The sequence below is a fragment of the Methylobacter sp. Wu1 genome (assembly GCF_036553575.1).
Lineage (GTDB): Bacteria > Pseudomonadota > Gammaproteobacteria > Methylococcales > Methylomonadaceae > Methylobacter.
The window spans coordinates 1-15002 of sequence record NZ_JAZHOC010000041.1 but is presented as its reverse complement, the minus strand read 5'-3'; the positions used below and the strand labels follow the sequence as shown (position 1 = coordinate 15002).

12 protein-coding genes and 1 pseudogene are annotated in these 15002 nt (G+C 47.2%); 4 read left to right on the top strand and 9 right to left on the bottom strand.

Features of this window, described 5'->3' with window-relative positions:
- Positions 1-227: 227 nt before the first annotated feature.
- Genes V2P20_RS05755 through V2P20_RS05745 form a run of 3 tightly spaced genes read left to right on the top strand, consistent with a single transcriptional unit; the run spans position 228 to position 3838 of the window.
- The gene (locus tag V2P20_RS05755; RefSeq protein ID WP_331817012.1) at positions 228-935 is read left to right on the top strand and encodes a DUF2490 domain-containing protein; all 708 of its coding nucleotides are present in this window, start codon (positions 228-230) and stop codon (positions 933-935) included.
- A gap of 60 nt (positions 936-995) precedes the next feature.
- Complete coding sequence (locus V2P20_RS05750; RefSeq protein ID WP_331817010.1) at positions 996-2447, top strand: ATP-binding protein; 1452 nt, start codon at positions 996-998, stop codon at positions 2445-2447.
- Positions 2444-3838, top strand: a complete 1395-nt coding sequence (locus tag V2P20_RS05745; protein ID WP_331817111.1) for a sigma-54 dependent transcriptional regulator — start codon at positions 2444-2446, stop codon at positions 3836-3838. Before V2P20_RS05750 ends, V2P20_RS05745 begins: the two co-directional genes overlap by 4 nt.
- Positions 3839-4393: 555 nt before the next feature.
- Here the strand turns inward: V2P20_RS05745 and V2P20_RS05740 are convergent.
- The 3 genes from V2P20_RS05740 to V2P20_RS05730 form a co-directional block, all read right to left on the bottom strand.
- Positions 4394-4588 (bottom strand): hypothetical protein, encoded by a 195-nt coding sequence (locus V2P20_RS05740; RefSeq protein WP_331817008.1) that lies wholly within the window; start codon positions 4586-4588, stop codon positions 4394-4396.
- A gap of 437 nt (positions 4589-5025) precedes the next feature.
- Entirely contained in the window at positions 5026-6300 is a 1275-nt protein-coding gene (locus V2P20_RS05735; RefSeq protein ID WP_331817006.1) for a hypothetical protein, read from the bottom strand.
- Positions 6301-6319: 19 nt separating this feature from the next.
- Positions 6320-6919 (bottom strand): polysaccharide biosynthesis/export family protein, encoded by a 600-nt coding sequence (locus tag V2P20_RS05730; RefSeq protein ID WP_331817004.1) that lies wholly within the window; start codon positions 6917-6919, stop codon positions 6320-6322.
- 170 nt (positions 6920-7089) lie between these two features.
- Between V2P20_RS05730 and V2P20_RS05725 the strand changes: the two genes are divergently transcribed.
- On the top strand, positions 7090-7374 hold the full coding sequence (locus V2P20_RS05725; RefSeq protein ID WP_331817003.1) for a hypothetical protein: 285 nt from the start codon (positions 7090-7092) through the stop codon (positions 7372-7374).
- Positions 7375-7532: 158 nt separating this feature from the next.
- Here the strand turns inward: V2P20_RS05725 and xrtE are convergent, their stop codons facing one another.
- The 6 genes and pseudogenes from xrtE to V2P20_RS05695 form a co-directional block, all read right to left on the bottom strand.
- Positions 7533-9224 (bottom strand): exosortase E/protease, VPEID-CTERM system, encoded by a 1692-nt coding sequence (gene xrtE, locus V2P20_RS05720; protein ID WP_331817002.1) that lies wholly within the window; start codon positions 9222-9224, stop codon positions 7533-7535.
- A 65-nt stretch (positions 9225-9289) separates the two neighbouring features.
- Positions 9290-9679, bottom strand: coding sequence for a VPEID-CTERM sorting domain-containing protein (locus tag V2P20_RS05715; protein ID WP_331817000.1), 390 nt, complete (start codon positions 9677-9679; stop codon positions 9290-9292).
- 471 nt (positions 9680-10150) lie between these two features.
- Positions 10151-11080, bottom strand: coding sequence for a glycosyltransferase family A protein (locus tag V2P20_RS05710; RefSeq protein ID WP_331816998.1), 930 nt, complete (start codon positions 11078-11080; stop codon positions 10151-10153).
- A gap of 664 nt (positions 11081-11744) precedes the next feature.
- Positions 11745-13028, bottom strand: a complete 1284-nt coding sequence (locus V2P20_RS05705) for a nucleotide sugar dehydrogenase (RefSeq protein ID WP_331816996.1) — start codon at positions 13026-13028, stop codon at positions 11745-11747.
- A 1382-nt stretch (positions 13029-14410) separates the two neighbouring features.
- On the bottom strand, positions 14411-14563 hold the full coding sequence (locus V2P20_RS05700) for a hypothetical protein (protein ID WP_331816994.1): 153 nt from the start codon (positions 14561-14563) through the stop codon (positions 14411-14413).
- Between the two features lie 292 nt (positions 14564-14855).
- Positions 14856-15002: pseudogene (locus V2P20_RS05695) on the bottom strand (IS256 family transposase); the annotation flags it as partial.

Here is a 15002-nt window from a genome sequence, read left to right as displayed (position 1 = left end):
CCGGATCTGCGTTTCAGGGCAATGGGTGCATGTAGAAATAGGATAAATTCCATATTTTATTTTCCAAACACCATCCCAGGCTCAACAATGGTACACGATAGCCTTTAGGACATAGCCGCTCACTCTATTTGAGTTTTCAATCAGCCGGTATAATCCCTCATGGTGCGGCTCGGCATAGCTGGACGGCGCCCTTTGTCCTTAACAAAAATAAAACACAAAGTTAAACAATGAAGAAATTAAAAATGAGGCTGGTTTTACCCCTACTGATGAGCCTGACGCTCTCGGATCAGGTAACCGCCAAGACAGCCGAAGATTTTCAGACCTGGGGCAATATCACGGCCACGGGCAGCTTGGGCGTCCTCAATCCCGAACTGAAGAGCTTCAAATATTGGCTCGAAGGCCAAGGCCGATTCGGAGAGGATACTTCACGTTTCTCGCAAGGCATGCTGCGTACGGGCCTTGGTTATGCGCTGAACGACAATACCAGCGTCTGGCTAGGCTACGCCTTCATTCCTACAGAGGAACCTTTCACGGTCACGCCGGTTGACGAGCATCGTATCTGGCAGCAATTACTGTGGAGCGAGAAATTTTCGTTCGGCACGATTACCAGCCGCAGCCGCTTCGAGCAGCGCTTCGTGCAGAACGGCGAGGATGTCGGCTGGCGTTTCCGGCAATTGTTGAAGCTGTCGGCGCCGTTGCCCTTCGCGACCGATTTCAGCCTGGTGCTTACGGATGAGTACTTCGCCAATCTCAACCGTACCGATTGGGGCGCCGACGACGGCTTTGACCAGAACCGCGTGTTTGGGGGTGTCGGCTACAATTTCAATAAAAACACAAGAACGGAGATCGGTTATATGAACCAATACATCCGCAAGGCCGTCGGACCTGACAGGATGAGTCATATCCTGTCTGTTAATTTGTATTTGAATTATTGACGCAAATGACGCAAGGTAAAGCTTTTCAACCTCTATCTTGCGTCCTGGCCCCTATTCCGAATGAAATCACTCTTTTATCGTCCTGTCCAACTGCGCGGCTTGGCGTTTCTGGGGCTGCTTTTGCTGGCGCTGGCCATATTAGGCGGCATGATCTGGCGCAATCTGCACCGTTTTGAAACCGTTTTATCGTATGTCACCTATTCTCATCGCATTCAGAATGTATCGGTAGGCTTGCAGCAATCGCTGATCGAATACCTGACCGGAGCAGTGCCGGTTGTACCGCCCGAAGCCTTGTCCAGAACCCTGGAGGAAATGGACGCGTTAATGACCGATAACCGTCATTTATCGGAAAAAACCCGGCAAAGCCTGGAGACGGTCAGAAATCTGCTGAGCGATGTAGGCGAACTGGATCAATTGGAAAAAAACACGCGTCTGATCAAAGCGCTCAAGGTCATGAGCGATACGCTCGAGAACGAGTCACTGCAACGCGAATATTTGCTGGAAAACATCAGCCGCACTACGGAAACCGAACTTTACCTGGCGTTGGTCATCCTGGCCTGGACCCTGATAGTGGCCGTGCTGTTTCTACATAGCCGCATCCTGCACCCGCTCAATGATTTGAAGCAACTCCTGCAACGGCTGACGGAAGAAAATTACACGCCGATCACGACCGACCATCTTGATCCATTGCTGCTGCCGGTGTTCAATAGTTATAACGAAATGGTCAAGCATCTGGCGGAACTGGAGGAAGTCAAACGCCTGCATGCCCAGTCTCTGCAGCAGGAAGTCAAACTGGCCACGCAGGCCCTGCTGGAGCAGCAATTGAGTCTGGCGCGTGCGGAACGGCTGGCGGCGATAGGCGAAGTGGCGGCGGAACTGGCGCATGAAATACGCAACCCGCTGGCCGGCATTCAGATCGCGTTCAGTAATCTCCGCCGCGAAATTCAGGCATCCGACCAGCAGGAAAGGCTGGATATGATCAGCGAAGAACTGAAGCGTCTGGCCCGGCTGCTCAACGAGATGCTGGACCAGAGCCGGCACTTGCCGGAGCCGGCGACCGAGTTCGATGCGGCCTCGCTGATCCGCGATCTGGTCACGTTGACCCGCTATCAGATTGCCGAAACCGTGCGCCTGGAAATCGACGCGCCCTGCCCGCTGCCGGTGCAGTTGCCCGAGAGCGGGCTGCGCCAGGCGCTGCTGAACCTGATCCTGAATGCGGCCGAGGCGCTGGAAAGCGAACCGGGGGTGGTCAGCATCAAAGCGCGCAAGGATGCGCAAGGACTCCATATCGATGTCATAGACAACGGTCATGGCTTTTCAGAAGATATACTGAACTATGGCATTCGCCCGTTCCGTACCAGCCGCCAACGTGGAACCGGACTGGGTCTGGCTATGGTTCAACGCTTTGTCAAAGATATGGGCGGCAGCATCAGACTCACCAATTACCAGCCCCATGGTGCCTGTGTGTCTATCGTTCTGCCGAATAGCCACCTTGCCGGAGATCAATCCTGATGGAAACCCTGCTGATTATCGAGGACGAAAAACTGTTGGGCTCGGAGCTATCACGCCACTATCGGCAATCCGACTGGGAAGTCATGTTGGCAACCTCGCTGGCCGAAGCCGAGGAATTATTGCTTAGGGATGAGATGGAGCCTTTGCTGATCCTGTCCGATATGAATCTGCCGGACGGCAATGCACTGGATTTCATGGAAAAGATGAAAAAAAACGTCAGCTATGCCGAATGGCTGTTTCTGACTGGCTACGGCAGCGTGCCGGATTCGGTCCGGGCCTTGCGTTTGGGCGCTTATGACTTTCTGGAAAAGCCCTGCGATCTGGATCGACTCGATCTGGTCGTCAACAGCGCGGCCCGCAGCGCGGCGATACAACGCCGGGTTATTGATCAGACACGGCAGGAACATAGGCGCTATTCGCCGGAAGCCTATGTCGGATCGAGCCGCCAGGCGCGCAATGTTCGGGAATTGCTGATGCGCCTGACCAAAGTTCCTTTCAGCGCCCTGATCATAGGCGGCGAGACAGGCACCGGCAAAGGGCTGGTGGCACGCATCCTGCATTATGGCGGCGCCAGGGCGCGGCACCCGATGATCGAAGTCAATTGCGCCGCCCTGCCGCGTGAGCTGCTGGAATCGGAATTGTTCGGTCACGAACCTGGAGCCTTTACCGGCGCCTCGGGACGTCACCGCGGCCTGCTGGAGCAAGCCGACGGCGGCACGCTGTTCATGGATGAAATCGGCGAAATGCCGCTTGATTTACAGGCCAAGCTGCTGAAAGCGATCGAGGACCATAAAGTGCGGCGCTTGGGCGGCGAGAAGGAAATCACGGTCGACGTCCAGATTATCGCGGCCAGCAATCAGGATCTCGAACAGATGATACGGGATGGCAATTTCCGCAGCGATCTTTACCACCGCCTGAACGTATTCCGCGTAATGCTGCCCCCTTTGCGCGAAGCCAGGGAAGATCTGGACGAGCTGGTGCCGCTGTTCGTCGCCGAATACAACGCCAAGGCCGGCCGCCATGTCAAAGAGATTCCAGAACAGGTCTGGGATAAATTGCGCGCCCATTACTGGCCCGGCAATGTCCGCGAACTGCGCAACGTCATCGAACGTTGCGTGCTGTTTGCAGACGGTCCGGTTCTTCCGGTCCAGTGGCTGCAATTGCCCGGCCAGGAAAGCACGGCTTCGGAAGACACGGCTTCCGGATCGAAAGACAGGATTTGTTTACCATTGGACGGCAGCATGGCGCTGGAAGACATGGATCGCTTCATTATCAAGACCGCCCTGGAACGGGCCGACAACAATCTGGCCGCTGCAACCCGGGCATTGGGCACTACCCGGGAAACGCTGCGCTACCGGGTACGCAAATATAATCTTAAAACGACGGATTGATTTAAGATTTGGCTAAAAAATAACTTTCCTGTTGAGCGATAAAATCAGCATTTATGCAGAGACGAATGTATTTTTCAAAAGCCAGGGAAATCATTTCCCACCGCATCCTAAATTGATATCGGTTGTGGCTTCGTGGTTACTATCTGTAAACAAGAAGGCAATACCGGCAGCGTTGTTTTAGAGGATCCGATTCCGAAGAAAAATTTCCTCTGAAACTCAGGAGCTTTCTGGGGAGAACTCTACCTACGGGTTAATTTATCTATGAAATTGATTAACGTCCTTGTTTATTGGAGCGTTATTAAGTCCACTATTGGAACTGGTTATCAGCTAACTCCCCGGAATCCGTTATGAGCCAATTCTTTTTTAACAATTCTATGATTGCTGCCTTATCCATTTTATTATCTCAATTTCAAGCTCCTGGATCCTGCTCCATATTTTTCTGATTTTGGAAGGCCGAGTGCTCTGAACTTTGATTTCATTAGGCACTAAAAACCTGCCCTTTTTACAATGAAGGCAGCCGTTCAATTCAGAACTAATGACTAATCTTCGCTTGAGCTAGCCATGCCCATAGCGTGGCGTTATTCTTAACGGCTTGAGGACAGGCTTGTGCCGCGGGTCAATTATGCGTTGGATATAGTCAAGCATATCGGGCTGATTATCCCCTTTTAAAAACATAGGATTAACAGCAACCGGGACAGCTCTGACTTTACCGGTTTCCTTGTCTAAAACTTCAACGGTTATCAATGACACGTCTTAATCTCCTGCAAGGTTGTAACCCGGATCGGGCAAGTATTTACAGCGGTCTATTCTGAGCTTCAGTATGATTTACTATGAATTTAATTCAATTAGGACTAATACTTAAGCGCTAATACTTATTAATTGAGCGTAACTGATTTTATTAGTTGAATCGGTACGATCGTGTTGACTTTCAAACCAGGCAACGGCACGTGCCTCAATGGCGAAAAATGATTGTTCATCCAACTGTCGAGTCTTTTCTGGCCTGCTGCATTTATGACGCCCCGTTGGATGCGTTTTAATCAAATAGACGGCAGTTGCACGGTTAACGATCTGCTCGTGCAGGTGGCGTCAAACCCGACTCGAAACCCACCGAATAACGCTTCTATGAACGGCAGGACATTCGGGTAAACGCCAACCTTTTGATAACAGTTGCTTGTTGACTTAAGAAGCTAACGGGAACGCTGGATGCCATCCCAAGAATAATTCAGAAAAAGCATAACGGCATTGGAATGACTCGTTCCCACATTGATATTCCGCAAATTCTGGAGATTTTGCAGATCCTGACCCTGCTGGTAATCCTGCCAGCTGTAAACATAGCTGCCCTTGAGCTGCCAGTTTCTCGTGGGCTCCCAGGCAATGCCTGCGACCGTTGTGAAGTAGGTGCGATCAAATTGGCTGCCTGTCGACTGGCCGCCGCCGATTGATTGGTTATTTGAGAAATTTCCCGAGAGATCCAGCAAAAGATGTTGGGTGAAACGATAAGAATAATTGGCAACGATGTTGTGATTTTGCAGCGTTTGACCGAGGGAGCTAGGGTCAATAGAGTTGGAATAGCCGGCAGAGAACTTAGTCAGCTTGCCGTCATAGGTTAAATTGATATTGGCGTTACTGCCCAAGGATATTGAGGAATTCTGTTCCTGCGAAACGCTACCGAAATTCTGTCCCACGCCGTCAACCCATACAGGTCCTCCGCCCACACTAAATGACCAGTTTTTATCGATTTCATAATTGCCCCCGAGCACAAAGCCAAACAGATTTTGAGTCGTTGCACCTTGAGCCGATATGCCAAATCCAGTGTATTCGATGTTGGAATAAAAGAGATTTCCAGTTAAGGTAAGTCGTCGGCTCCACTCATGACTCTCGCCCAGACTAACGGCGTAAGTCTCATTGCCGCTGAAATTCAGTGAACCTTGGTTATTGAAGGCAACGCCGACAAATGAATTGCTATAGCTTGTCTTGGAGTAAGAGCCAATCAGGCTCAACTTGTCGCGCTCTGTCCACTGCCAGGCCCACGAAGGTTCTACCCGATACTCTTCAGACTGACTATTAGGCACAAGCAATCCTGTGTCTGTAATTTGCTGGGCATAGGAGCAGCTGACACTGTAACCGCCACTTAAACCATAAACGCTGCGCTTGGTCTTATATTGGTTGTTAAGGCGTAGATTATAGTTATCGCAATCCCAGTTCGAATCATCATATCGGCGAATATCACCCAGCCCTTCAAATGCGATATCCAATACCTCCGTTTTTCGGCTGGCTTGCAGACTGGGCCTCAAAACGTATCCGGCAACAGAGTCCTTGCGAATAGTATTCAATGATATATTGTCATTGTACTCAAGCTGTTGCCCCAGGTCCCCTTTTACTTCCCATTCGGCGGCGGCTACGTCTTTTCCAAAACCAATGCAGGCCAGCGCGAGCATGGCCATTTTTCGTCTGTAGTACATGCTTTCCTTTTAAAATTGTTCATGGCGCCACGATAGTATCGCCGCTTTGCAATAAAATATTCGATTCTATATTTTCGCCGTCTTCAACATCGCCGTACTCAAAAGGCAAGGACTTGGCTCGACCATCTGCTTCGCGCCTCAATACGATAATGCTGTTTTTCTTGGCAAATTCTGTCAGGCCACCGGCCATGCTCAAGGCTTGCATTACATCCGTAGGCCTTGTCATCACGAATGCCCCCGGATGGGCGACCTCGCCGGTCACATAAATCATGTTGCCCGTTGCGGCGAGTAACCTGACGTTTACTTCGGAGTCCGGAATAAATTGTTTAAGGCGTTCCCGTAGTAAACTGACTAACTCCTCAGTCGTTTTACCGGCAGCGGCGACATGGCCGACCAGAGGAAAAGAGATTGTGCCGTCCGGTAGCACCACTACATCCTGTTTTAACTTTTCCTCTTCCCAGACGGTAATTTGCAGCTTATCGCCCGGATTGAGGCGATAATTGCTATCCGCCTGAGCAAAAGCCTGACCAGGCAGCCAAAGCATGCAACCCAAAAAGAAAGCTAAAAGACTGCCTCTATAATTTGGAAATATCAAACTTCTCAAGGTGAATGTATTCATTTGCTCGCTCTCCAAAAACACTACGTTAACTTATCAATATGTATTGACCACTAAACTGAATTTGAAAAACCCCAAACTACCAACCAATGAAAAATCAGCATTTAAGCCTCTCACCCAATCATAACAACTTTTTCTCTTCCAGGGCTCGAGGCACTTCCTGTATTTTTCCAATGTACATTTTAATTGCAGCTCTAACTTCAGCCATAAGCTTATCATTTTTCAAAGGAGGGGCGTTATTTCTTTCCAGTGATTTATTGAATGAATATTTCATGACATTTCTACCCGGCTCTTTAAATTGGCAACTGGCCATTGAAGCTGTAGCAGCAGGGCTGCGGAGTGCCAAAGGCGTGCAATCGGCGCAAAACGGAATTCTGATGAAAATAGTCGGCAGATTGAAAAAGTCACGGTTTTATTACGGAAAAATTTACTCCGCAGAAGGAATAAAATGCGTGTAAGCCGATTTCCCCCTATCAATGAACTGCTCCCCTTTCCAATCATATACATCATTTCAATACCATCGATTTTTTATAATTTTGCTGATGAAACGCTAATCCTGATCAGCAATATTATTCAGACTGCGGCAGCGCTTTGCAGCCTCCGGTTTCATCATTTTTTATGACCATAAAGACCATTTCGCCTGTGTCAGGACAAAAACGGCAATCAATGCGTTGGTCGTCATATGGGCAATGACGGCGTCGCCAAGCTGCCCGCGACGATATAGAGCCAGGGCATAACCCATTCCGGCCAAGATTCCGGCAACCCAGCGTTCATGCATTAATCCGAAAAGTACGGAGGTAGCCATGAATGAAAACCATGAGAACTGCCCAAGCGGCACATTTTCAAAGTCTTTCGCGGTTAATTTGCGAATCAAGTAACCGCGGAAGGCAAGCTCCTCAGCCAAGGGCACCGCGATTGCCGACCCAATCACGCGAAAAGCCAGCCAGATCACAGCCGATCCGCTCGTGAGCTCCGCCAAGCCCTGTGATAATGCAGTCTTGCTGCTGTCAGCGTCGGGCTCCAGCAACATCCAGATCAGGAACACTGCAGTGCCGATTAACAGCGCCTGCCAGGACCAACTCCAGCCGAGGCCTTTATAGGCATCGCGGAAGTAGTAAAGCGCCACCGCGATAGCCACCACGCGGACAGGATATAGTCTATCAAAGCCGCTGGAAAAGGCTGACGACACCATTGAAGCCGCCATCAAAGCCAATAACGGAACAAGCAGAGCCGCAGCAAGAGGCTTGCCGGTTCCAACAACTGGAAAGCCTGAGTTGGCAATGGTAAAGAACTGCATCCTGTTAGACAAAGCAATCGCACCGATAGCAATTAAAGTGAAGGCTATCCAGCCGGCCTGGGCGTGAAAGCCTTGTAGCGCCACTTCAGAAGAGAAGGACGCGCCGATCGCAATCAACATGGCAATACGTACGGCATTGGCCAACCAGATGAATAATATGCCTAGAGGAAAAAGCCAAAAGGCTTGCGGGAAACGCAGTGCCTTACGGAATAGCCAAAGATAAATAGCAAGAAATAAGGTAATTAGGGCAATCCCTTCCAGACCTGAGCAAGGATAAAAGATTTCAACCTGAAAAGAGGCTGTACCTAGCAAGAATTTTTCCGGCTCATAGACGAGGGGCTGATAGACGAGGTCGTCATAAATCCAGCTGAGCAGTGTATGGACGAGCTGCATGGTAGGTATGGACAAAGAGTTCCAGAATTCTTCTTGACCTAAGAATCCTTCTCTTCGATTGAGCACTCTTATGGTCTGCCAAGCACCTACTCCCAGCATGCCTCCCATTAGCAATGCTGTATATTCCTGAATGATCAGCCGCAGCCAGAACCGCCCTGGAGCCAGAGCGAGCAGCCACAGCAGCAAAGTTGCGCTCAACAATGTAAACCAAACTGCAACCCAGAATGCCGTGAGCCGAGCGGGATTGACCGGCGTTGTAAATAGGAATGCAGTAACAACTGCGAACGCAAAAAAAGTGAAAATGTGGAATGCTAACCAAATTGGCCAATGATACTCGCTCGACTGCTCCCGTAAACTGCCAAGCATGACCTTAATCCGCGGACTGAAGATAAGGAGATTGGCGCAGACGATCCAAAGGCCAAGCTGCCAAATCTTGTTCGAAGAATGGAACAGCCGAACTGACCAGCTAACCTCAGTCTCCAGGAGTGGCGGCATTTCATGCCGGATCGTTATCGCCATGAATTCGAACGCCAGAATTGCCAGAAGCAATGACCAGCGAATTGCTAATCGTTTTGAGGTTGCTATGGTGCAAAATTGTGTTACATATTCAGTCATCATTCGGCAAAGGTGAGAAAGAGCGGATCAGCATAAGTAGTATGCTGATCCGGTTTTAATGCTATAGATCAGGAAATGTTAACCCGTCGAGACCGAGTCCTTTCGCCCGCCAACAATAAAATACCGGTTAGCAAAGCGATCGCACTGGTTCCGGATGCGGCATCAATTTCTGGAGCAACGCCTCTTACTACACTACCTGTGGATGTAGAACCATTTGTAACACCACCTGAAGGTGTAGATCCATAAGATTGCTTTGACTCATAATTCCCAACCTGCCACATCTTATTACGCCAAGCATGTATTTTACGCTGTAAAGTGCTTAGCTTATGTACAAGTGTCGATCGAGAGAACCAATCCGATTTACCATTGTTTGTTTTGCTGTCTTCGTCAGCCCAGGCGTTGCCTGTAGTTAAGAACACAACCGCTATACCCGCTAATAACATTTGTCGAATATTCATATAAACTCCTTCGCTTGCTTTCTCATTTATTAATAAAAGACCAAACTACTTTCGTTTATAGATAAAGCCATAAACCATCGAATGAAATTAACGATAGGGCATTCGACTCCTAGTCGTTTCACTTCTAAATCTTTTCTAATGATCGCGTTTCATTTCATGCCTTTGTTTTTGAATTGCTGCTGCTGAATTGAGCCGCAACATTTCAAAATTTTGAGCAATACCATGCACTATTTTTTCCATTATTTTCTAGCAGTCTAAGTTAGCCGCCTAACTACTATGATACATCGCTCGCAACTCATTATTCTTTATCCTGCTCAACCTTACAATGAGTATCAACACTTAAGTAATTTACGTAATAACCTGATTTACGGCGACTCAAAAGCAACAACGATGTATATGTCCACCTCCGCCTGGTTTTAGAATTTTAATGGCCCGGTACAGTTAGCGGGCGCAAACAGGAAGAGATATTTTTCATCTACTTTTTGACTTGATTGAAACATTACAAAATAGCAATACCGATTTCATTAGCCTTCTTATATCGGATGGCTCTATGACAAAAGCTGTTCCAGCCGCACGACTTGCCGCTAAATAGCGTTCCTGATCAGCTAAAATATTTGCCAAATGGGACCATTTTGCAGCTAATCGCCTGTTGGCAATCGTATGAGCTTCCGGATGGACATCTTCGGTCCGAGCTTTGATATTGGAAAAGACTGTTATTAAACTTTGGAGACATTCTTCCCGCTCAGGACCGGTCTGATTCACATGAAAGCGTCTTTTCAGAAAAGGCTCAGGAATATAATGAAAGCGCATTTTCATGGAAGCCCTGCTGAACCAGTCTTCATCCTCTCCAAAGCATAAATTCTCATCAAAGAACCCTACTTCCAAAAATGCACTCTTCCTGCAAAGCAAAGTTCCTAGGTGAAAATATCGTCCCGCGGCTACATCGAGGACGGGGTCGAGCACATAGCCCGAAGTATCGCAACGAGGCCATGTTACACTTTTGCATTGTTTAAGAAATTCCCGATCCTCTTCACGGTCAACAAACCATTCCACCTCTTGAAAGCTCAGAATATCATCACCTAATACCCTATTTATCTGAGCGTTGAGTTTGCCGGGAGACCAAAGGTCATCACTGTCCAGGAAGGCAAGCAGTTCGCCGCTACTTTCCCGAACGCCGCGGTTCCGTGCAGCACTGACGCCACGATTTTCCTGATATATGTAACGAATAACATTCATGTACGGCTTAAGCACATCCTGTGTGCCATCTGTTGATCCGTCATCCACAACAATAATTTCAAGATCATCAATATTTTGATCTAGTACGCTGTTAACGGCTTCAGCGATAAACTTACGACGATTAAATGTAGGAATTATGACCGTAATATATTTTTTACTTTGCATAATAGTGGTTTCTTTTGGGTTTCTGATTGTTCGACTGATGTTCTGCAGTCTGCATTTTTTGCAATTCAAAATAGGCCTTCTAATTGCCCTTATATCTGATCTTCAAGCATTCCAGCTTGAAGATCAGATATAGATGACCAAACACAGGGTTGTTCTGCATGATCACCATGCGGGTTGGAGATTTTGCCAACCATTGGCCTCCAAGGACTTATGTAATTCTTCGACTTGCCATCGTTGCTGGCAAATCGACCTGTTAGCCACCGCATCTTAAATCACTGCACACCAGATTCAGCAAGCCGGTGCTGCCGTCTTTATTTGCAGACCCACCGCACGAAAAGCACTTCCTGCTCGAAGCCCATCAGCCAACCGTGCCATGCCAGCACATGATCCCGCCCTCATCCGTCTATGCTTTCTCCTGAATCCTATCATCAGAAATCAGACAGCCGGCCTCGCGCTCAAGCTGTCGCACCGTCGATTTGACCTCCCGCCATAAATCTTTCAAGGTATAGTCTCGCTCCGATAAAAACCTCGTCAATTAATCATGATTTACTTCGCCGTTCAGCATTGCTGGCAAACCTATTGCTGTCGCATAGCTGGTGTGGCTGATTAAATAATCGGTGCATGACTCAAGCTCATCAATTAAAACAATTTCTACCGTGAAATATTACAACCTCCAGAGTTTAACGCCTTGTGGCACCCTATCTCTCTCAAGCTTGGCTTTAATATCTATCACTATGCCTATTTCATCATGTAATAAACCTAACAAATAAGACCAATCCTTATCTAAAAAGTAATCATGCGGTACAGCTAACAGCACGGCATGAGCGGGTTTCAGTTCATCTTCTGATGATAATTTAACCCCATATTCTTCCATTATTTCATTTGAATCCGACAGGGGATCGAACACCTGCACATGAATGCCGTAGGTTTGCAATTCTCTATAAATATCAATGACTCGTGTGTTTCTTATATCGGGAACATTCTCTTTAAACGTAAAGCCTAAAATAGTGACTACGCTGCCTCTGACGCACTTTTCGGCTTTGATTAATTCCTTTACCGTCTGAGCGGCTATGAAGTTTCCCATACTGTCATTAATACTGCGCCCGGACAGGATGACTTGTGGCGTATAGCCTAAAGTTGCCGATTTATAAGTAAGATAATAAGGGTCAACGCCTATGCAGTGTCCTCCCACCAGTCCGGGATCGAATGGCAAAAAATTCCATTTTGTTGATGCCGCCGCCAAAACATCTCTTGTATCAATATCCATTTTATTGAAAATCAAAGCCAGCTCGTTCATTAATGAGATATTTAAGTCCCTTTGAGTATTTTCAATCACCTTGGCTGCTTCCGCGACTTTGATCGTAGCGGCTTTATGTACACCAGCCGTAACCACGGATTCATAAACAGACGCTACAGTTTCCAGCGTTTCAGGCGTATCTCCCGATACTACTTTAGTAATAGTCTTAAATGTATGTAGTCTATCGCCGGGATTAATTCGCTCAGGCGAGTACCCGACATTAAAATCGATACCCCATATCAATCCCGATTCCTGTTCCAGAACAGGAATGCAATCTTCCTCTGTAGCGCCCGGATAGACTGTTGATTCATAAACAACAATATCACCTTTTTTAAGTTGTTTACCTACAGTTCTTGAGGCCTTGATTACCGGCCTCAGATCCGGCTGTTTGGCTTTATTGACCGGCGTAGGCACCGCAATAATATGAAAATCCGCCTTTTTTAAGTCTTCAGCATTACAGGTATATAAAATATTGGCTTTCGCCAATTCTTCCACATCTACTTCATTGGTGCGCTCAATGCCTTTTTTGAGCTCTTCAATGCGTATCGAATTGATATCGAATCCGATAACCTGTTGATTTTTACCAAATTCGACTGCAACCGGCAATCCGACATAACCTAAACCAACTACTGATATTTTTCTGTTATGCATACGTACCTCCAATTTTGTAAAAATCTCTATACCATTCAACAAAATTATTAACCCCAGTTTCCAATAAAGCGGCGGGCTTATAGCCCAAATCATTTACTAGCGTTTAATTGCGCAAATCGACCGTTTAATTTTCATCATAATCAATTGATATTACATAACTTTTTCTTGAAAAACATAAAATCTGTTAATGCAATTAAACACTAGATAACTGATGTTACGCACGGGCGGTTTCATCCCGTTTGCCGCGCTGAGCACCGCAGTTTTTAGCGGCGGTAGGCTGGGTTGCTAAACCCAGCATTTCGGCCGCCTCTGCCGGGTTTCCGCTAAAGCTCCAACCCAGCCTACACAGGCTGTTAAAAGCAAGCAACTCGCCTTCGGGTGCAAATCTCAACTAAATGCGTAACATCAGCTAGATAAGAAACATCCGGATAAGTATCGGGGACATCTCCAGGCCGAAGAGATAAAAATTCGTTATAGCCTCCTTTTCCAAACATTTTTAAGTTTTTCAATGAAAACCAATAAATTGACGGGATTATTATTGCCCCTGTTATAGAGGCGAAAGGGAATCCGGTTTGTGCTCGGATCCAGTTTATCTCCAGACCAGTCCGTATTTTCCTGTGCCGGTCTATCAATGGCACTGGCTATCCCTCAGCAATGTTATCCCTACAAGTAAAGTCCCATCGGTAATTCTCATAACCTCAATCCGTATACTATAAAAAACGCAAACCCGTAGTCGGCAACCTATAAAAATGACTGTAGATATGAGCCATCAGTTCATTCGCTTTTTTTACTCGTCACATACTGCGAAGCAGGGTGATCGAGATTGTTATTGGTGGAGAAGAGCATTTTGGTATTTGCGCCATAAACAGGATTGGAAGAGATATAAACCAAATGCTCAAATTTATGTCGGCATTCTTCCAAATATATTCATAAGCCCTACCAAATTCAATCCACATAGGTATGCGGATAAATCAATGAACGCCTTGTTCCCGACTGAGCCGCTGGAGGCCTGATTTTTTGCGCCTTTTCTTGCAAAAGAGATTTTTTATCGCTTGTTTATCGGCGACTTCAAATTTTAAAAATTTAAAACACTTACTATTAGGCTTTTATTTGAATATCTCCTCGGGATCCAGTAAGAGCCGAATAAAAAGCTTCGTCCGCAAGGCGAAAGACCGGCTTTGTATTTCTTCAAGCCTTCGCTTGAATACGGCATAGATGACCATAAACACAGGGTTATTCTGTATGATCACCGTGTAAATTTGGAGATTTCGCCAATCCGGCATTGGCTTTCAGGGATTTATGAAGTTCTTCGACTTACCGCCGCTTCTGACAGATCATTGCGACCTGTTGGCCATCTCACTTTTAATCACTGCCCACCAAATTCAACAAACCCGTGCTGCCGTCTTGGTTGGTAAAATCCAGCCGTATACCACTTGTTTATCCGCTAAGTCCAGAGACTTTATCCGTCCAAAGCGCCCTTGTTTCTGGTCTTCCCAGTTGAGCATCATCAGCCTCGTGGCTTTCAGCTCAGTCATGAGGATTCTTACTTTGGCAAAGAGTGGATTGACCCGTCACATGATACCTGCCGATAAGCCCTACCAATATTGTCAATCTCTTTGTTCCAGCCGGAGATCCCTATAGCGCGTCTGTTGCTTCTAAAAACTTGCCAATGCCTCACGCTCATTGTCATCAAGCACCTCTCAGTCATTTGCAGCTTTTCATGCAATCTCTCATCCCACTCTCTGGCATGAAATGGATTCTCTTGATTAGGTCAGTCAGACATTCACTTGATTTCCCGAGCTATAGTCAATTGTGGTGTATAGAGAATCAAGCGGCGTCCTGCTGTTGATCTCCAGTTTGTTTAATGCCGTTGACGAATTTCACGCCGGTGATGACCTCGGCTAACTGTTGATAGCCTCTTAAGCGCAGCCACTTTTTCTGGGCCGTTTCCATCAATTTGAACGCCATCGCCAA